Below are 17,745 nucleotides of genomic sequence, written 5' to 3'. Positions count from 1 at the left end.
ACATGGGCATCTACGTCGGATACGAGGAAGCGAAGTCCTGCACTGGCGGACCCACCAGCGGCGCACAGGCGCTCATGGCGTGGTTCCTCGGCGCCTACCGCGCACAGGGCGGCTACAACCTCGGCATCTACAACTGCGCCGTCATCCCCGGCAGCAACACGACCAGCCTGCACGGCGAGGGCCGCGCGACCGATCTCGGCGTGCCCGTCGGCGCCGGATGGGCGCAGGTGCTCGCCGACAAGCTGATCAACAGCTCGGCCGAGCTGGGCGTGCAGTGCGTCATCTACAACCGGCGCATCTGGTCCGGCTCCTACCCCAACGCCGGATGGCGCCCGTACAACGGCACCCACCCGCACCACGATCACCTGCACGTCGAACTCTCGTGGAACTCCGCGCGCACCCTCACCGCGCAGCGCGTGCAGCAGGTCCTCGGCGGTGGCGGTGGTGCTCCGGCGCCGACGCCACCGGCGCCCGGTCAGCGTCCGACGATCCGGCGAGGCTCGACCGGACCGGCGGTGAGCGAGGTGCAGCGCATCCTCAACGCCTGGTATCCGAGCCTGCCCGCACTCGGCGTCGACGGCGATTTCGGGCCGCTCACCGAGGCCCGCGTGCGCTATATGCAGGGCCGCGCCGGGCTCGACGTCGACGGCGTCGTCGGGCCGGCGACATGGCGCCGCCTGGCCGGCGGGTGACCGTCGTGCGCACCGCGGCTTTGGCCGCTCTCGGCCTGGTCCTCGTCCTGCTCGCCGCGCACGCCTGGCGCCGCGTCGGCGAGATCGAGGCGCAGCTACGAGCTGGTGAGGACGAACTCGCCCACCGGGACTGACCCGAAACCGCCGAGCTCACGTTCGTGCTCGGCAAGCCCCAACCCCTACAGGAGGACCATGTCCGACACCGTCATCGCGTGGCTTCGCACCGTCGTACCCGGCGCGTGGGCAGCGCTCATCACGGGCCTGGTGAGCATCGGCGCACCGGCCTACCTCACCGACGCACTCGGCAACGCGACCAACCTCGTCGTCCTGCCGATAGTGCTCGGCGTCGTGTACCCGCTACTGCGGAAGATCGAGGCGAGCCTGCCCGACTGGCTGACCCGCATCCTGCTCGGCTCCACACAGCCGCCGACTTACCTCGGCAAGCACGAGACCCCGTAACGACGAACGCCCCGCGCCTTCACAGGCGCGGGGCGTTCTTCTCGTAGTTGGGGTCAGGCCGAGGCGAGCAGTCCGTCTGCCCACTGGCGGGCAGCGTCTGCCATCTGCTGTTTCCACGGCTGCGGGTCGCTGGTCGCGATGTCGGTCCACATGTCGACGTTGGCGCGGGCGAACACGCCAACCGCAGTGCGGGGAGCAGACGCCCATGCGCGTGTGCGGCTCACGAGCTGCTCGGCTTGCGCGGCGGTGTGCCCAGCAGCGATCAGCCGCAGCGCGAGACAGCACGGGTCGATCCATGCGGCGCCACGCGTCGGCCATGCCCAATCGACCATCCGGGCCTTGCCGTCCAAGGTGATCAGGATGTTGTCCGGGTTGTAGTCGGTGTGCAGCAACGTCTCGCCGCCGAGCAGCTCGGCCTCGGCTTCGTCGAGGTAGCCGCGCCACCGTTGACGCGCGTCCTTCAGCGGCAGATCCGGCACCGGAAGCGAGGCCAGAGTGTCCACGGCCGCCAGGACGGCCGGGAGGTCCGTCGAGTCAGGGGCGTAGTCCGGGTGATGCCCCTTGACGAACTCGAACGCGAGCACGTCCCAGCCCTCGGCGTCATCGAGCCGCCACAACAGGGCGGGGGCTAGTGGCCGCACATGGGGGTTGATCGTCGCTTCCCGTTGCTGCGCAACGACACCAGGATGATCCGTGCGGATGCCCTTGACGAACACCTGCCCGCCGGGGGTGTCCAGCACTGCGGCGAGAGCTGAATTCATCCCCTGCGAGAGAGTGCGAGCCGCCGTGATCTGCCCGGCCTGCTCACCGATCGCGTTGCGCAGACCGGCGGGAAGGCTGTCCCACTCGATGCGTTCTTGCATGATCCTCAACCATCGTCGTTCGCCCGTGAACGGGGCGAGGCTAGCCGACATGACAAAGGGTGGCCGGACGCTACGCGCGTCCGGCCACCCGGTTTGGCGACTACCCGATCAGTACGGGTTGTCGTCCGATGCTTCGCAGTTGCAGCGCGCGTATGCGCCGAGCACCTCGACGTCGTCGAGCATCACGACGGCGTCAGGTGCGACGCGCGGTGCGACGGGCATCTGTGCCGCCGCCTGCCTTTCCTCCTCCTGCATCTCGTCGACCTCGCGGTCGGGAGCAGCCGAGGGAGGCAGCAGTTCGAGCATCACCACGGACATGTGTTCACCTCCCCCCATGTTGGCAGTAGCGCTCAAGGGGGGCGTTCGCCGTCTGGTACAGCTTCGCCAGAGGACGGCAGGTGAAGCAGCTCCCCGACAACTTGCAGCCGGAGCAGCCGCCGGTGCGCCCCATCAGCGAGTCGGCGACTCCGGCGAGTTCTCGCAGCGCATCGAGGCCCTTCTCGACGAGCGAGAACTGCGCGTCGCGCCCGACCTTGCAAATGCTCGCCAGGCCGAACGGGTCCACGTGAAAGTGCGTGTGTCCAGCACCGCACCCAGTGAACGGCTTGCGAGTGTGCAGGAACTCGGACGACTGCGACGGCAGCGTTTCCGCGCCTCCGTAGATCGTGGGCGAAATCTTCGAGTACACGTGGTACGAGACGCCGAGGTCCTCGGCAAACGCCTTCATCTCGTCGAGTTCGTGGGCGTTCCGATCCGTCATCACGAGGTTGAAGCGCAGAGGCAGTCCGTTCTCGTGCGCTGCCTTGATGCCCTTCCTGAACAGCTCATGCGAGCCGGACCGTTGAGTGACCTCGTCGTACACACTCGCGCTCGCGCCGTAGACGCTCACGGTGATCCGATACGGACGCCGTTCGGTCAGCAGATCGAGAATCCGAGGCGCGTGCAGGGCAGACCCGTTTGTCGACAGGGTGATCATCATCCCGAAGTCCCACGCGGTCGTGTAGACCTGCGGAAACAGCTTGTCGACCGTCGGTTCGCCGCCGGTGATCTGGAACCACAGTGCCCCGGAGTCACGGACCGTGTGCAGCATCTGCTCGCGCTCGGGCCAGGCGAGTCCCTCGAACGTCTTCGTTCCGAGGTAGCAGTGCGGGCATTTGTAGTTGCATCCGAGGTTCACCTCGTAGGAGGCGCGGCCGTACCCAAGTGGCGACGGCTCGCGCACCTTTACCAACTGCGCAAGCGGACCACTTGTGAGATCGAGGTCCCAGCGCTTACGAGCTGCGTCAACGAGCCACTGTGGGCAAGAGGCGTCCGGCCGTGACGACGCGACGAGCAACTCGTCGAACAGGTCGGAGCCGATTTGGACTGCCCCCTGGGCATCTGGTTTCACCACAACGAAGTCAGTCAGAAACGGACTCGCGATGAGCGTGTGCATCAATGTCCCCCGATGTGGGCGCTAGGAGTTTCCTGCACCTCGACCACGTTGGGCCGCAATGCAGTCAGGACACGCGTGATCTGGATCAGTCGGCTCTTTCGGCGAGACGGTCGGCACGAACGGCTCGCGGTCACACAGTGGGGTGACTTCCCGACCACTGATCGACCGTGCTCGGTGCAGATCACCGGTGCGGATTGACGCGCTATGCCAGCGATCGTCGGCAGCGCGGAGCTTGGCAGCCATGTCCTACGCCGCAACCAGTTCAGGCAGCGTCCACACTGATGCTGGAGGTTCTCGCGGCGGCTCAGGCAGTCTCGGGAACAGCCGCTCTGGAGAGATTGGTCGGGTCGTATCGACCAACACCTGTACCTCGGCCCTAATCCTGTCTTCCAGGGCTCCAACAGAAACCGCCTCGTTCCTTGCCCCGGCGTGCCGCCCGTACGCCCCGGTGACGACCCACCAAAGAATGAGTGCGGCCACCGACAACACGCCGAGCACGTACACAGCGGTAAAGAGCAGAGCATCACCGAACACGTCGATCTCCTTGCGTAGTTGGGGTTCCATCACTGCCGCTACCTCAAGTGGTCACCTGGAGGGGTCCACAGGAAGCGCTGTTCGAACGCAGCGGCGAGCGGTTCGAGTGGCATCGGGCGAACAGGCCCCCCGGCCGTCGGCGTGAAGGGGCTTTCCCACGCCCGCTGTGGAGGCAGGCGCGTCGCAACCGCGTAGTCATCGTGAAAGACGGCGACAACGTCGAGGTACAGCCGGTTCGGGTCCCAGCGCCAGAACTGCAACGCGTGGTCGACGCCGTCTCGATCAAGCAGGGGCAAGACGTCGAAGCCGACAGCCCGGAGGCGTCCGACACTTCCGTTCGAAGTCACCGCGGTTTCCTTCGCTTGGCGTGCGTCACTGCCGGCGCAGGCCACTGCGTCGGTGGAAGCGGAACCGGCGACCGCGTCCGTGTTCCCGTCGCCGGTCCCGCTTGCTCACCATCCCGAACCGACTGATCGAATGCAAGCAATCCGAGCAATCTTGCGCATACTTGCCCCGGTTGGCTTACGCGATGACTACTCAGAGCAGCAACCAAAGCACGAGGTCACTCGGTATGGCGTTGACTCAGAGAGAGATTGCGCAACAGGATGCAAGCAAGCGCGCAATCTCTGGAGGAGACATGAAACTGGAGTTCCTCGGCACGACCAGCAACAGCGGGTCCTGCCCGACCTTGTTCCTGACTGACCGTGGTACCGCCGTCGTGCAGGGGTACGTCGTCACCGACCCCGAGGCCATCGCGACGGCTCAAGCCCGCGAGGGCGGGTTGCCCGATGGAGAGATGCTCGTCGAGGTCCCGGTCGAGCTGCTGAAGTTCGCCCCGCAGGGCGTGTAATGCCTGAACTGATCAGCGGCGAGGCGTTCAGCGCACTGTTCCGCGAGTTCGACAGTTCGGCATGGCGGTGGGAGGCGCAGGGAACCTACAACCAGCCTGATGAAGTCGAGCCCTGGCAACGATGGCGGGATGGCGTTCCCGTCCTTCAAGACCTCGACTGGCTGCGCCCCTGGCTCGACGAGATCCAGGCTGCGACCGAGAGCGGCAAGGTATTCCAACGCGTTCGGATGCTCACCGAGCCGTTGACGGAGTACCTGCGTTGGCAGATGGAGGTGACCCCAGCCAACCTCGCAGCCGGGGAGGAAATCTGGCTGCTCACGCAGGCTGCGGCGTCGCGCCTCGGGCTACCAGAGCACGACTTCTGGATCTTCGATCGGATGAAGGTCGCAGTACTCCACTACGGGGCACAAGGCCTCATAGGCGCGGAGATCGTGACCGAACCCGCTACGGTGGCGCGGTACGAGCAATGGCGCAAGATTGCTTGCGTTGAGGCAGTCTCGTACGAGGATTTCGTCAAGACCTAGCCACCCACGAGGAGCCCGTGAGCACGCCAGAGGAGCGCCGCGCCGAGTTCGCCGATGAACTTAAGCGAGTGCGGGTCGAGGTCGCCAAGCTGAACGGCAAGGACTTCGCCGCTCGGCTCGGTTGGGGTGCGACAAAGGTCTCGAAGATCGAGAACAAGCGGCAACCTCCCACTGACGCCGATGTCCTCGCCTGGATGACCGGGGCGGGGGCATCGGCTTCTGAGGTCGAGCACATGCGCTCGTGGCTGCGCGGCATCGTCATGGACGAGGCGTCATGGAAGACCCAGCTACGTAAGGGACACAGCGCCAGACAGACCTACAGCAAGCATGTCGAGGCATCGGCAAGACGCATCCGAGTGTTCGAGTTGGTCATCGTGCCGGGGCTCGTGCAGATCGCCGAGTACGCGCGCCACGTCTTCGACACCGCCGCCGCGTTCCAGCAAGTGCCCATCGACACCGAAGAGGCGCTCAGCATCCGTATGGAGCGGCAGCACGCTCTGTACGACAACGCGAAAGAAATCGAGCTACTCATCTGCGAATCGGCTCTGCTCTATTACGTTTGCCCACCAACCGTGATGGTCGCGCAGATCGACCGATTGCTCGCGTTGCTCGGTCTTCGACCACGGTTCGGGATCATCCCGTTGGGCACCCGCCTCCCGGTCGTGCCGCCTAATGGCTTCTGGATCGTCGGCGAGAGGGTGCTGATTGAGACCGTCGATACGGAGATCAACACCGAGACGCCCTCCGACATCGAGACCTACAACCGTCTTATGGACGAGTTGTAGACCGTGGCGGCGGAGGGCGACGAGGCTCGCAAGATCCTCGTTCGTTGCTCGGAAGCCGCAGCAGCCGCCGCCACGGCTGTCAGCGTCTCGCCACAGGAGGTAACCAGCTAGATGGACCATGTGCAGTTCAAGAAGTCGAGTTACAGCGGCGGGAACCCCGAGGCGTGCGTCGAGGTCGGGTTCGGTACCTCTGGCGTGCTCGTGCGCGATTCCACCGACCCAGAGCTAGCAACGGTGCCCTTCAATCGTTCCGCTTGGGCCTGTTTCGTCGCATCGCCCAGCATCACGAAGTCGACCTCTGCCTGACGCGCCCGCCGAGTTCGTCGAGGCTCGGCGGGTCGCTTCATCGGCCAGGCCGCCATCACGCGTCGGCCTGAGAGCCCCTCTGGCGCGATCTCGCACTGAGGAAGGCCATCCGCGTGTAGTGCTCGCGTTCAAGAGCCTGTGCGCGCTCCTCGACCATCTCAGGCGGCAGGACGCCGTCAGGGTCCGCCAGGACCCGAAACCGGTTCTTAGCTGCCTTCCGGGCTGCGTCGGTGCGAGCCGTACGGTTTGTCGTGTTGGCCCACGACGTGTAGGCGCCGAGCTTGGCGCGCAAGGTGCGCTGTGCTGGTGTCAGTTCCTCACTCACTGCATCAGCACAGCGCACCTGTGTCACCTAGGTAGCTCACTACTTCCGGCTAGACCCGATCGCCGAGCCCCATCGAGCGGTGAGACGAGTGCGCCCGCTCGTCTGCTGCACTGGCTCCGTAGCGTCGCAACATTTGATCCGACTTCCACCCCATAATCCTCATGAGGTCCGTTTCGTTTCCGCCCTTGAGTTGCCAGGTGTGCGCGAAGGTGTGTCGCAGCCTATGCGCGAACATGTTGCCGATCCCCGCCTGCTGACCGCGACGTTTGATCATTTGCTTGATTCCGTCCGCAGTCATCGGCCCGCGCAAGCCGAGCCACAGGTCGGGCTTGCCCGCGTGCTTGTGCTTGGCACGCGCTTTCAGATACCGGGTGATCGCCGTACCGGTCTTGGGACCGAACGGGATCGTTCGATGCCTGCGCCCCTTGCCAAGAACGCGAATCACGTCGACATCGAGGTCGAGGTCGTCGAGGTTGATCACCGCTTCGGAGAGTCGAGCGGCCGTGTCGAAGTACAGCCGGATGATTGCGGTATCCCTGACCGATTCGAAGTCCTTGCCCTTGCAGACGTTCAGCAGTTCCGTCATGCCTCCATCGGTGACGATCGGCACGGGCTGCTCGGGCAGGTCAGGAGCCTTCGTGCGGTCCATCGGCGAACGGTCCATCTCTTCTTCGGACTCGACCATCCACTTGAAGAACGTCCGCAAGGCTCGGTAGTTGGTGTGCCCGTTCGGCGCCGACGTCTTCTCGATCAGAGCAGCGATGAATTGGTTGATGTGGTCCGGCGTGGTCTCGTCAGCCTCGAACGGCTCGGCTTGCGAGCAGGCCCACTCTCCGAGCTGACGCACCGCATAGATGTAGATACGGATCGTGTTGTCGGACTTGTTCTGAGCCTTCAGTGCGCGGTGCCATCCACGCGCGTGGAGTCCCCAGCCACCAGCGGGGAAGATGATCGACTTCGTCACGCTCAAACCCTCCAAGCGGAGTGTCACTGAGCGCTGTGCTTGGAAGCACCTTGAGCGAGAGTGCTCCCTGACCAACCGTCGTTGCTGGTCAGGGAGCGAGTTGAGCCGGCGAGGGGAATCGAACCCCTAACCTTTCGCTTACAAGGCGAGTGCTCTGCCAATTGAGCTACGCCGGCCTGGCTCGTGTTCGCGAACATCGTAAGCGCCCGTTGCGGGAGCTACCTGCGGCGAACGGTCTGCTCTCAGTGTGATCGGATTGCTCCGGTAGGAGGCTGACCAACCAACTGAGTGGATCAGTGCGCCCGACAGGCCGCCTTGACCAGGTCAGGAGGGTAACCAACGGACAGTGATCATGTCCTCCTTTTCGGGTCGCCCGATCGGAGGTGGCAGACGACACAGCAACAGTCGAACGACTCCTCACGATCACACCACGGAGGTGCGCGAGATTTCCACGAACAACCTGCACGGCCCCGCACTGCCCGACGACACCACTGTTCACCTGGTACTCGATCTCGCACTGAAGATCGGCGAGGTTCAAATGGCCAGTGGGGCGGGCGCGGCCGACGTAACAGCCACGATTCTCTCGGTCACCGAGAGCTATGGACTTCCGCACACGGAAGTCGACGTGATCTACACCTCAATCAGCGTGTCGTGTCATCGCGGAACTGACGCGCCCCCGATCACTGCGGTACGGGTCGTGCGGCAGCGCAGCCTCGACTACACGCGGCTCGCGGCGGTCGAACACCTCGTGCGCAATCTCGGCCCGATCGAGGACGCCCACGCGGAGCTCGAGGACATCACCAACGCCAAGCACCCGTACCCGCGCTGGGTCGCCACCGCCGCGTGGGGCGGGATGGCCGCGGCCGTGGCGTTCCTCGTCGGCGGCGGGTGGGAGCTCGCGATCACCGCCGGTGTCGTCACCGCCGTGATCGACCGGGTCGGCCGGGTCCTCAACCGGCGTGCGCTGCCGTTCTTCTTCCAGCAGCTCGTCGGCGGCGCGCTCGGCACGGGTGCGGCGCTGACCGTGTTCGCCACCCGACTGCTGCCCAACGTCCGGCCGAGCCTGCTGGTCGCCGTCGGCATCGTCGTGCTGTTGTCCGGGCTGGCGCTGGTGAGCACCGTGCAGGACGCGATCTCCGGCTACAACGTCACCGCCGCGGGCCGCACGGTCGAAACCGTGCTGCTGAGCGCCGGGCTCATCGCGGGCGTCGCGATCGCGATCCGCACGGCCGTCCACTTCGGACTGGCAATCAAGCTCACGGACCCGTTGCCGCCGCTGATCTCCGCGGTGCCGATGCAGTTCGCGGCGGGAGCTGCGACGAGTGCGTTCTTCGCGCTCGCCTGCTACGCCCAGCCGCGTGCGCTCGTCGCGGCCGCCATCTCCGGCGCGATCGGCACGGCCGCGTTCGGTCTCGTCACGAGCTTCGGCCTGGACGTGCTGCTCGGGTCCGCGGTGGCCGCCGCGATCTCCGGGTTCGGCGGCGCGACGATGACCCGCCGGCTGCGCATCCCGACGCTCGTCGTGGTGCAGGCGGGCGTGGTCCCGTTGCTGCCCGGCTGGACCACCTACCGGGGCCTGTTCCAGCTCACCGCCGAGGGCGATCCGGCCGGTTTGAGCACTTTGGTGTTCGCGAGTGGTATTGCTCTCGCCCTGGCCGGAGGGGTCGTGTTCGGCGAGTACCTGGCCCAGCCGGTGCGCACCGGACTGGGCCGTTTGGAGCGCAAGTTCGCTGGTCCGCGCATGTCCGGGCCGCTCAAACCCACCAAGCGTCGGTTGGAGTGAACCTCGCTGTGACGGGGGTTACACGACACGCCCCGGACACGCGTCCGCACTAGCCTGGGTGTTTGTGAGCATGGACATTGGCGAGAACGGGGCGGAATTCGTAGTCGTGGCCAACCGGCTGCCGGTTGACCTGGAGCGCCTGCCCGACGGCACAGAGCGGTGGAAGCACAGCCCCGGCGGGTTGGTGAGTGCGCTCGAACCGTTCCTCCGCTCACACAGCGGCGCTTGGGTCGGCTGGCCCGGAGTCTCGGACGCCGATGTGTCGCCGTTCGAGGACGACGGCCTGCTGCTGCACCCGGTCCCGCTGTCGGCCAAAGAGGTCGAGGACTACTACGAGGGCTTCTCCAACGGCACGCTCTGGCCGCTCTACCACGACGTCGTCGCGCAGCCCGCGTTCCACCGGCACTGGTGGAACTCCTACCGGCAGGTCAACCAGCGGTTCGCCGACGCGACCGCGAAGATCGCCGCGCAGGGTGCGACGGTGTGGGTGCAGGACTACCAGCTGCAGCTCGTCCCGGCGATGCTGCGCGAACAGCGGCCAGACCTGAAGATCGGCTTCTTCCTGCACATCCCGTTCCCGCCGGTCGAGCTGTTCATGCAGCTCCCGTGGCGCACGGAGATCATCCGCGGCCTGCTCGGCGCCGACCTGGTGGGCTTCCACCGTCCCGGCGGCGCGCAGAACTTCCTCTGGCTGGCCCGCCGGCTCGTCGGCCTCGAACCCAGCCGCGGCACCGTCGGTGTCAGGACCCGGCCAGGTGTCGTGCAGGTCGGCGACAGGACAGTGCGCGTCGGTGCGTTCCCCATCTCGATCGACAGCGCGGGCCTCGACGCGGTCGCCCGGCGCAAGGAGACGCAGGCCCGCGCGAGGCAGATTCGAGAGGACCTCGGCAACCCCAAGCGCATCCTGCTGGGCGTGGACCGTCTCGACTACACGAAGGGCATCGACGTCCGGATCCGGGCTCTCTACGAGCTGATCGCGGACGGACGCGTCGACCCCGAGGACGTCGCGATGGTCCAGCTCGCGACGCCGAGCCGGGAGCGCGTCGACCACTACAAGACGATGCGCAAGGACATCGAGCAGTCCGTCGGCCGGATCAACGGCGAGTTCGGGCGGGTCGGCAAACCGGTGGTGCACTACCTGCACCAGTCGGTGAACCGCGAAGAGCTCGTCGCCTTCATGAGCGCCGCGGACGTCATGGTGGTGACGCCGGTTCGTGACGGTATGAACCTGGTCTGCAAGGAGTACGTGGCTTGCCGATATGATCTTGGTGGAGCTCTGGTGCTCAGCGAGTTCGCCGGCGCTGCCGCAGAACTGACCAGTGCGTTCCTGGTGAACCCCCATGATCTGGACGGTGTCAAGAACGCACTGCAGGCCGCCCTCGACATCGATCCCGCTGAAGGCCGCCGTAGGATGCGCGCGCTGCGCCGCCAAGTCCTCACCCACGACGTTGACCGTTGGGCGAGGTCGTTCCTGGAGGCGTTGGGCACGCAGACCTCGGTCTGAATCCTTTCAGATCCCCGTATTGACCCATCGAGTGCTCCAGGAGGGGCGTTGACCGCCGAGGCCCTCCCCGCCGAACTGCGACGAGCTGTCTGTCAGCTCGCGCGGACCCCGCGACTTCTTGTCGCCAGCGACTACGACGGAACACTCGCGCCGATCGTGAGCGACCCGGAGCAGGCACGCCCGCTCCCGGAGTCGGTGAACGCACTGCGTTCGCTCGCGAGCCTGCACGAGACCACGTCTGCCGTGATCTCCGGTCGTGCGCTGCGTGACCTCGCAACACTGTCTCGCCTACCTGGCGAGGTCCACCTGGTCGGCTCCCACGGCTCCGAGTTCGACGTCGGCTTCGTCCACGCGCTGGACGCGAACGCCAAGGCGCTGCTGCGCCGCATCGAAGCTGAGCTGGAAGCGATCGTCGACGGCCACGAGGGCGTGCACCTCGAGGTCAAGCCCGCCTCGATCGCGGTGCACGTGCGCCGCGCAGAGGCCTCCGTCGGCGAGCGCGTGCTCGACGCCGTCCGCTCCGGTCCGTGCACCTGGGAAGGTGTGCAGGTCACCGAGGGCAAGGCGGTCATCGAGCTCGCGGTCGTCGAGACCAACAAGGGCCACGCCCTCGACATCCTGCGGCACCAGGTCGGCGCCACCGCGGCGATCTTCCTGGGCGACGACGTGACGGACGAGAAGGCGTTCGCGCGCCTGTCCGGTCCGGACCTCGGCATCCGCGTGGGTGCCGGGGAGTCGCTGGCAGAGCACTACGTGAACGACCCGGCCGACGTGGCCACGGTCCTCGCGTTCCTCCTGGAGGAGCGCCGGGCGTGGCTGCACGGCGACCAGGCCGTGCCGATCGAGCGTCTGACGATGCTCGCGAACGAGCGTTCGGTGGCGTTGGTGACGCCGGACGCCAAGGTCAACTGGTTGTGCCACCCGGAACCGGACTCGGCGGCGATCTTCGCCGATCTGCTGGGTGGACCGGCAGCCGGGCACTTCTCGATCAAGCCGGAGCACGGGTCGCTGCCGCTGGGCCAGCGCTACCTGCCGGGCACGATGATCGTGGAGACCCGCTGGTCACGGCTCCTGGTGACGGACTACCTGGAGCACGACCTCGCCTCGCACCGCACGGACCTGGTCCGCCGGATCTCCGGTTCGACCAACGCGGTGATCACGTTCGCGCCGCGGCCCGAGTTCGGCCAGGTGCCGGTGCGGCTGCTGCGTGAGCGCGACGGTCTGCGCGTGGTCGGCACCTCCGATCCGATGGTGCTGCGCTCGCCGGGTGTCGACTGGGAGATCACCTCCGACGGCGTCCAGGAGACCGCACGCGCTGTCGTCCGGCCGCGTGAGGGTGCGGCGGTGTTGCTGGAGCTGCGATGCGGCACCGACGACATCTCCGAGCACGCGCTGGCCGAGTCGGTCCGCCGTGATCGTGCGGCCGGCTACTGGTCGGACTGGGCGGCGGGGCTGAAGCTCCCGAGGGTGCAGACGGACCTGGTGCTGCGCTCGGCGCTGACGTTGCGCGGCCTGGTGCACAAGGACTCCGGCTCGATCATGGCGGCGGCCACCACGTCGCTGCCGGAGGAGCTGGGCGGTGTCCGCAACTGGGACTACCGCTACTGCTGGCTGCGGGACGGCGCGATGACCGCCGCCGCGCTCGTGTCGGTGGGTTCCTTCGCCGAGGCCGACGGCTTCCTGGCGTGGCTGCACGGCGTCCTGGAGACCATCCCGGGTCCCGAGCGCCTGCACCCGCTGTACACGTTGCACGGCACTCAGCTCGGTGCCGAGGCCGTGATCGACACGCTGCCGGGCTACGCGGGTTCGCGGCCGGTGCGCGTCGGCAACCTCGCCAACCAGCAGGTGCAGCTCGACGTGTTCGGTCCCGTGGTGGATCTCGTGGTGCAGCTGGCCACGGCTCGCGGTTCCTTGTCGGACGCCGACTGGGCGATGGTCCAGGCGATGGCCGAGGCGGTTTCCCGGCGCTGGCACGAGCCGGACCACGGCATCTGGGAGGAGCGGCACGCGCCGCGCCACCACGTGTACTCGAAGGTCATGTGCTGGCTGACGATCGACCGCGCGATCAAGCTCGGCGAGCAGTTCGGCCGGGAGCTCGACCCGTCGTGGGTGCCGTTGCGCGACACGATCTCCACGGACGTGCTGAAGAACGGCTGGAACGACGAGGTCCAGTCGTTCACCACGGCCTACGACGGCGACGACCTGGACGCGGCTTCTCTGTTCGTCGGCCTCTCGGGGCTGATCGACCCGACGGACGAGCGCTTCCAGTCCACCGTCACCGCGATCGAGGCCGAGCTGCGTTCGGGTTCGACCGTCTACCGCTACCACCGGGACGACGGCCTGCCGGGCGACGAGGGCGGCTTCCACCTGTGCGCCGCGTGGATGATCGAGTCCTATCTTCTGACCGGTCGTCGCACCGAGGCTGAGGAGCTGTTCGGTCAGATCGTCGCGGCGGCGGGCCCCACGGGTCTGCTGCCAGAGGAGTACGACCCGGTGGCCGAACGCTCGCTGGGCAACCACCCGCAGGCGTACTCGCACCTGGGCCTGATCCGCTGCGCCCAGCTGCTCTCGCAGTAGTTCACGCGGGGACCTTTCGTACTCTCGGTGAGTACGAAAGGTCCCCGCGTACTTTCAAAGAGCCTTCTGCATGACGGTCAGGCCGTGTGTCATCGCGGCGGCCATCGGCGTGGCCAGGCTGTCGGGGAGCACGTCGCGGATCCAGGTGACGCGGCACTTGTCGCCTTCTTCGACGACCTGCATGGCGGCGTTGTCGTGCTCAGGCGTGACGCTGCCGCCCACGACCGAGTAGACGATCCGCCGTGCGTCGTGGTCGATGCCGATCAGCCGCTCCCGGACCACCGTGCCGTCGGCGAACGTGACGCGCCTCAGCCCGTCTTCTTCCGGGTGCGTGTCCACCACGAACCCCGGCGCCATCCGGCTCGGCCCCGTGGCGAAGTCGCCGATCACCTTCCACACGTCGTCCGCGCTGGACTCGATCACGATCTCCCTGCTGATGGAAGCCATGTGATCAGCCAACCAGGCAGAGCAGGTGACCCTGCGGGTCCGCGAGCACGGTCCAGTCGTCGCCGCCGGGCTGGAACTCGGGCTTGGTGGCGCCCAGTGATTCCAGCCGCTTGACCTCCAGTTCGACGTCGTCGACCTGGAAGTCCAGGTGCGCCTGCTTGGCAGGGCTCGGCCACGTCGGCGGTTCGTAGCCCTCCACCTTGACGAAGGCGAGCTGGATGCCGCCGTTGCCGAGGTAGGCGTACTCCTCGCCGCTGGCCGTCACCTCCCACCCCGTGACCGCTCGGTAGAACTCGGCCAGTTGTCGAGGGTCGGCGCAGTCGAGCACGATGGTGGTGAGCTGGGCTGACATGGTTCGTCTCCTTCTGGTTCCGTGCGCCCAGCCTCGTGTTCGTCGGCCCGCAGGTCTTGAAGATCCTTGCGAAAATTGTCAGACCCCCGGCCTAACCTGCTTGGTGTGCTCTCGTTCGTCGACCTGGCGGCCCGTCCGGAGTTCACCGTGTCCGCGGTGGACTGCCACGACGACCACCGCGGCTGGTCGGCCGAACCGCCGCGCTCGGACGTGCGGCTCGTGCTGGTGCGCTCGGGCGGTTTCCGTCGCCGGGTGCGCGGTGTGGCCGTGGATCTCGACCGCACGGTCGGCTACCTCGGTCTGCCCGGCGAGGAGGAGCAGTTCGCCCACCCCGCCGGTGGCGACGTCTGCACCTCGATCAGCCTCACCGCCTCGTTGTGGCGTGCGGTGGCAGGCGATGTGCCTCGACTGCACGGCTCGTCGCTGTACGTCGACGGCAGGCTCGACCTGGCCCACCGCCGCCTCCTGGCCGCCGCCCACGATCCATCCGAAGGTGTGATCGGACTGGTGGGCGAGGTCGTGCGGCAGGTCGTGGCCACGCCGACGCCGTCCGGTGCCGAGGCAGGTGACCGGGCGCTGGTGGCGCGTGCTCGCGAGGTGATCGGCGCTGACCATCCGGCTGCTGCCGGGCTGATTCCGCTCGCGGGCCTGCTCGGGGTGTCGCCGTACCGGTTGAGCAGGGCTTTCCCGCGTGAGATGGGGGTGTCGCTGACCCGCTACCGCAACCGGGTGCGGGTGGCTGCCGCGCTGGATCGGCTGGAGGACGGGGAAACCAGCCTGGCCTCGCTCGCCGCCGACCTGGGGTTCGCGGACCAGGCGCACCTGTCCCGGACCGTGCGCGAGCATCTGGGCCACACACCCACCGCGCTGAAGAAGCTGCTCAGGGCCGCGCCGGCACCTTCTCCACGATCTTCGCCGTCCCCCTCGGCTCACCATCCTGCTGGAAGGTGATCTGGTCACCTCTGATCAGGTGGGTCCACGCCGACGGCATCAGCGGTCGCAACCGCACGGTCGCCCGCAGACCGGGTTCCAGCACCGGCTTCGACTCCACCCACATCGCGGCCACCCTCCGCTCACCGCCGCTCAGGTCCCACACCGGCCGTGTCCCCTGAGCGGCGACGGCCTCGGCAGCCACGTCGAGCCTCAGCTCGGCCCTCAACAACCCGTGGATCGACTCCCCGCGCCGCCAGTCGAACCATGCGGGATCGAGGTCCATCTGCACCGCGACTCCGGCCAGCAGGTCCCAGTAGCGCGCCGTCTGCCAGGTGATGCCCTCGAAGTCGCCGAGGACGTCCAGCGCCAGCTCCCACTCCGCGTGGTCCAGGTACTCCTCGACGTCGAGGCGCGTCAGATCCGACTCACTGCGCGCACCAGGCGGCACCTGGGCCAAGGCGAGGCCCAGCACCTCCTCGACCTCTTCCAACTCTCCCCCCGAAGATCACTCTTCGGCAGGTTTACCAGCCCGCCGCTTGTTGAGGCCCAGAACGTCCAATGCCGACACAAGATCGTTCGCCACGAGCGCCCGCACGCCGTCCGGCAACGGCCCGTGATCCGGTGGCACCAAAGCCTTCTTGAAGCCCAGCCGCGCGGCTTCCTGCAAGCGCTTGCCCACGCCGTTGACCCGCCTGATCTCGCCGGCGAGCCCCACCTCGCCGAGCACCACCAGGTCGGCGGGCAACGCGATCTCCCGCTCGGCAGAGGCCACCGCCAGCACCACCGCGAGGTCCGCGGCGGGCTCGGTCAGCCGCATGCCGCCGACGGTCGCGGTGAAGACGTCCTTCTGGAACAGGTTGACCTTGCCGCGCTTCTCCAAAACCGCCAGCGCCATCGAGATGCGCGCCGAGTCGAGCCCGCTCACCGCCCTGCGCGGCGCGGGCAGGTTCGTCTTGGCGACGAGCGCCTGCACCTCGCCCAGCATCGGCCGCTTGCCCTCGACGATCACCGTCACGCAGGTGCCCTCGACGGCCTGCTCCCGACGCGTCAGGAACAGCCCGGACGGGTCCGGCACACCCACGATGCCGTCGTCGCGCAACTCGAAGCAGCCCACCTCGTCGGCCGCGCCGTAGCGGTTCTTGATGCCGCGCAGCAGCCTCAACGACGAGTGCCGGTCGCCCTCGAACTGCAGCACCACGTCGACGAGGTGCTCCAGAACCCGCGGCCCCGCAACAGTTCCGTCCTTCGTGACGTGACCGACCAGGACGACCGGCAGCCCACGTTCCTTGGCCATCGCGATCAGTCCTGATGCGACAGTCCGCACCTGGGTGACACCGCCGGGCCCGCCCTGAGCGCTCATCGTCGATATCGTCTGCACCGAGTCGACGATCAGCATCGACGGCTTCACCTGGTCGACCTGCCCGAGCAACGCGCTGAGCTCGCTCTCGGCCGCCAGGTACATCTCGCCGTGCAGGTTGCCGGTGCGCTCCGCCCGCAGCCGCACCTGCCCCGCCGACTCCTCGCCCGTGACGTACAGACAACGCCCGTGCGACTCGGCCCAGCGGTGCGCGGTCTCCAGCAACAACGTCGACTTGCCGACACCCGGCTCACCCGCCAACAGCACCACCGCACCCGGCACCAGGCCCCCGCCCAGCACCCGGTCGAACTCGCTCACACCCGTCGACAACGCCCGTGCCGACTCGATGTCGACCTCGCCGATCGGCCGGGCAGCCGACGTCGGCGCGCCCGCCACCACACGGGTCACCGACGCGGTGCCGCGTTCCTCGATGCTGCCCCAGGCCTGGCACTCGGGGCAGCGGCCGAACCACTTCGCCACCTCGTGCCCGCACTCGGCACAACGGAAGATCGGCCGCGCTGTCTTCGCCACACCCCGAACGTTAGAGGACACCACCGACAGTGTTTGTCGGCCGCTGCTTCGCAGACGGCGGCGAGTTCGTCGAGAAGTCGATCGTCCGGCACGAACTCGCGAAAATTTTCTCGCCGACTTGTCGATCCGCTCGGGAGCCCGTTCGACGCATCAGTGGAAGGACACGACAGCCTGGAGGACACAGTGACCACCGCAACCGCAACCGCGACCCGCAAGTTCGCTCTCGGCCGCTACGCCACCGTCGTCACCCGAGTGCTGACCGGCCTGCTCTTCGCCACGACCGGCCTCAACGGCTTCCTGATGTTCATGCCCGCCCCGGACCCCAGCACGATGGCACCCGAAGGTGTGGCGTTCAGCGGCGCCCTCTACGCCACCGGTTACATGCTGCAGCTCGCGTCCGGCGTCCAGCTCGTCGCAGGCATCCTGCTGGTCATCGGCCGGTTCGTGCCGCTGGCGCTCGCGATGCTGGCCCCGATGGTCGTGAACATCTTCCTGTTCCACGTCTTCCTGGAGCCGTCGGGCAT

20 protein-coding genes and 1 tRNA gene are annotated in these 17,745 nt (G+C 67.2%); 12 read left to right on the top strand and 9 right to left on the bottom strand.

Annotated elements, in window-relative coordinates; translation table 11 throughout:
• Positions 1-2 precede the first annotated feature (2 nt).
• Genes UK23_RS49685 through UK23_RS11380 form a run of 3 tightly spaced genes read left to right on the top strand, consistent with a single transcriptional unit; the run spans position 3 to position 1,151 of the window.
• On the top strand, positions 3-692 hold the full coding sequence (locus UK23_RS49685; protein WP_063778060.1) for a peptidoglycan-binding domain-containing protein: 690 nt from the start codon (positions 3-5) through the stop codon (positions 690-692).
• A 5-nt stretch (positions 693-697) separates the two neighbouring features.
• Positions 698-826, top strand: coding sequence for a hypothetical protein (locus UK23_RS54560; RefSeq protein WP_269112265.1), 129 nt, complete (start codon positions 698-700; stop codon positions 824-826).
• A 58-nt stretch (positions 827-884) separates the two neighbouring features.
• Positions 885-1,151: a hypothetical protein gene (locus tag UK23_RS11380; RefSeq protein ID WP_045311409.1), complete on the top strand. Its 267-nt coding sequence runs from the start codon at positions 885-887 to the stop codon at positions 1,149-1,151.
• A 53-nt stretch (positions 1,152-1,204) separates the two neighbouring features.
• Here the strand turns inward: UK23_RS11380 and UK23_RS11375 are convergent, their stop codons facing one another.
• The 3 genes from UK23_RS11375 to UK23_RS11365 form a co-directional block, all read right to left on the bottom strand.
• A complete protein-coding gene (locus UK23_RS11375) occupies positions 1,205-2,014 on the bottom strand; it encodes a phosphotransferase (protein ID WP_045311408.1) in 810 nt (269 codons plus the stop codon).
• A 108-nt stretch (positions 2,015-2,122) separates the two neighbouring features.
• Positions 2,123-2,332, bottom strand: a complete 210-nt coding sequence (locus tag UK23_RS11370) for a hypothetical protein (RefSeq protein ID WP_045311407.1) — start codon at positions 2,330-2,332, stop codon at positions 2,123-2,125.
• Between the two features lie 4 nt (positions 2,333-2,336).
• Positions 2,337-3,449 carry a radical SAM protein gene (locus tag UK23_RS11365; RefSeq protein ID WP_045311406.1) on the bottom strand — a complete coding sequence of 371 codons (1,113 nt, stop codon included), beginning with the start codon at positions 3,447-3,449 and terminating at the stop codon, positions 2,337-2,339.
• 1,171 nt (positions 3,450-4,620) lie between these two features.
• Here UK23_RS11365 and UK23_RS11355 point away from each other — a divergent pair.
• The 4 genes from UK23_RS11355 to UK23_RS11340 all read left to right on the top strand — a co-directional run bounded on the left by UK23_RS11355 (position 4,621) and on the right by UK23_RS11340 (position 6,448).
• Complete coding sequence (locus UK23_RS11355; protein WP_045311404.1) at positions 4,621-4,833, top strand: hypothetical protein; 213 nt, start codon at positions 4,621-4,623, stop codon at positions 4,831-4,833.
• Positions 4,833-5,357: a DUF6879 family protein gene (locus UK23_RS11350; protein ID WP_045311403.1), complete on the top strand. Its 525-nt coding sequence runs from the start codon at positions 4,833-4,835 to the stop codon at positions 5,355-5,357. Before UK23_RS11355 ends, UK23_RS11350 begins: the two co-directional genes overlap by 1 nt.
• Positions 5,358-5,374: 17 nt before the next feature.
• Entirely contained in the window at positions 5,375-6,142 is a 768-nt protein-coding gene (locus tag UK23_RS11345; RefSeq protein ID WP_045311428.1) for a helix-turn-helix domain-containing protein, read from the top strand.
• Positions 6,143-6,253: 111 nt separating this feature from the next.
• Positions 6,254-6,448 carry a DUF397 domain-containing protein gene (locus UK23_RS11340; RefSeq protein WP_045311402.1) on the top strand — a complete coding sequence of 65 codons (195 nt, stop codon included), beginning with the start codon at positions 6,254-6,256 and terminating at the stop codon, positions 6,446-6,448.
• A 374-nt stretch (positions 6,449-6,822) separates the two neighbouring features.
• Here the strand turns inward: UK23_RS11340 and UK23_RS11330 are convergent, their stop codons facing one another.
• Positions 6,823-7,737, bottom strand: coding sequence for a tyrosine-type recombinase/integrase (locus tag UK23_RS11330; RefSeq protein WP_176929729.1), 915 nt, complete (start codon positions 7,735-7,737; stop codon positions 6,823-6,825).
• 103 nt (positions 7,738-7,840) lie between these two features.
• Positions 7,841-7,913 (bottom strand) — tRNA-Thr (locus UK23_RS11325).
• Positions 7,914-8,173: 260 nt separating this feature from the next.
• Here UK23_RS11325 and UK23_RS11320 point away from each other — a divergent pair.
• The 3 genes from UK23_RS11320 (at position 8,174) to otsB (ending at position 13,601) form a co-directional block, all read left to right on the top strand.
• Complete coding sequence (locus UK23_RS11320; RefSeq protein ID WP_045311400.1) at positions 8,174-9,520, top strand: threonine/serine ThrE exporter family protein; 1,347 nt, start codon at positions 8,174-8,176, stop codon at positions 9,518-9,520.
• 70 nt (positions 9,521-9,590) lie between these two features.
• Positions 9,591-11,024, top strand: coding sequence for an alpha,alpha-trehalose-phosphate synthase (UDP-forming) (locus tag UK23_RS11315; RefSeq protein WP_045311399.1), 1,434 nt, complete (start codon positions 9,591-9,593; stop codon positions 11,022-11,024).
• 48 nt (positions 11,025-11,072) lie between these two features.
• Positions 11,073-13,601 carry a trehalose-phosphatase gene (otsB, locus tag UK23_RS11310; RefSeq protein ID WP_045311398.1) on the top strand — a complete coding sequence of 843 codons (2,529 nt, stop codon included), beginning with the start codon at positions 11,073-11,075 and terminating at the stop codon, positions 13,599-13,601.
• Between the two features lie 54 nt (positions 13,602-13,655).
• Here otsB and UK23_RS11305 read toward each other — a convergent pair whose 3' ends face one another.
• Both UK23_RS11305 and UK23_RS11300 read right to left on the bottom strand, forming a co-directional pair.
• Positions 13,656-14,048 (bottom strand): SRPBCC family protein, encoded by a 393-nt coding sequence (locus UK23_RS11305; protein ID WP_045311397.1) that lies wholly within the window; start codon positions 14,046-14,048, stop codon positions 13,656-13,658.
• A 4-nt stretch (positions 14,049-14,052) separates the two neighbouring features.
• Positions 14,053-14,400, bottom strand: coding sequence for a VOC family protein (locus tag UK23_RS11300; protein WP_045311396.1), 348 nt, complete (start codon positions 14,398-14,400; stop codon positions 14,053-14,055).
• A gap of 105 nt (positions 14,401-14,505) precedes the next feature.
• Between UK23_RS11300 and UK23_RS11295 the strand changes: the two genes are divergently transcribed.
• Positions 14,506-15,351 (top strand): helix-turn-helix transcriptional regulator, encoded by an 846-nt coding sequence (locus UK23_RS11295; RefSeq protein ID WP_052684569.1) that lies wholly within the window; start codon positions 14,506-14,508, stop codon positions 15,349-15,351.
• On the opposite strand, the gene UK23_RS11290 is transcribed toward UK23_RS11295, so the two are convergent.
• The gene (locus UK23_RS11290) at positions 15,281-15,823 is read right to left on the bottom strand and encodes a hypothetical protein (protein ID WP_045311394.1); all 543 of its coding nucleotides are present in this window, start codon (positions 15,821-15,823) and stop codon (positions 15,281-15,283) included. The genes UK23_RS11295 and UK23_RS11290 overlap by 71 nt on opposite strands.
• A gap of 15 nt (positions 15,824-15,838) precedes the next feature.
• The gene (radA, locus tag UK23_RS11285; protein ID WP_231114462.1) at positions 15,839-17,221 is read right to left on the bottom strand and encodes a DNA repair protein RadA; all 1,383 of its coding nucleotides are present in this window, start codon (positions 17,219-17,221) and stop codon (positions 15,839-15,841) included.
• A gap of 183 nt (positions 17,222-17,404) precedes the next feature.
• Between radA and UK23_RS11280 the strand changes: the two genes are divergently transcribed.
• Positions 17,405-17,745 (top strand): DoxX family membrane protein (locus tag UK23_RS11280; RefSeq protein ID WP_045311425.1); only part of this gene is annotated, 341 nt, incomplete at its 3' end.

The sequence above is a fragment of the Lentzea aerocolonigenes genome, assembly GCF_000955955.1.
GTDB lineage: Bacteria > Actinomycetota > Actinomycetes > Mycobacteriales > Pseudonocardiaceae > Lentzea > Lentzea aerocolonigenes_A.
The sequence above is the reverse complement of the archived record's forward strand: the minus strand, read 5'-3'. Positions and strand labels throughout refer to the sequence as shown.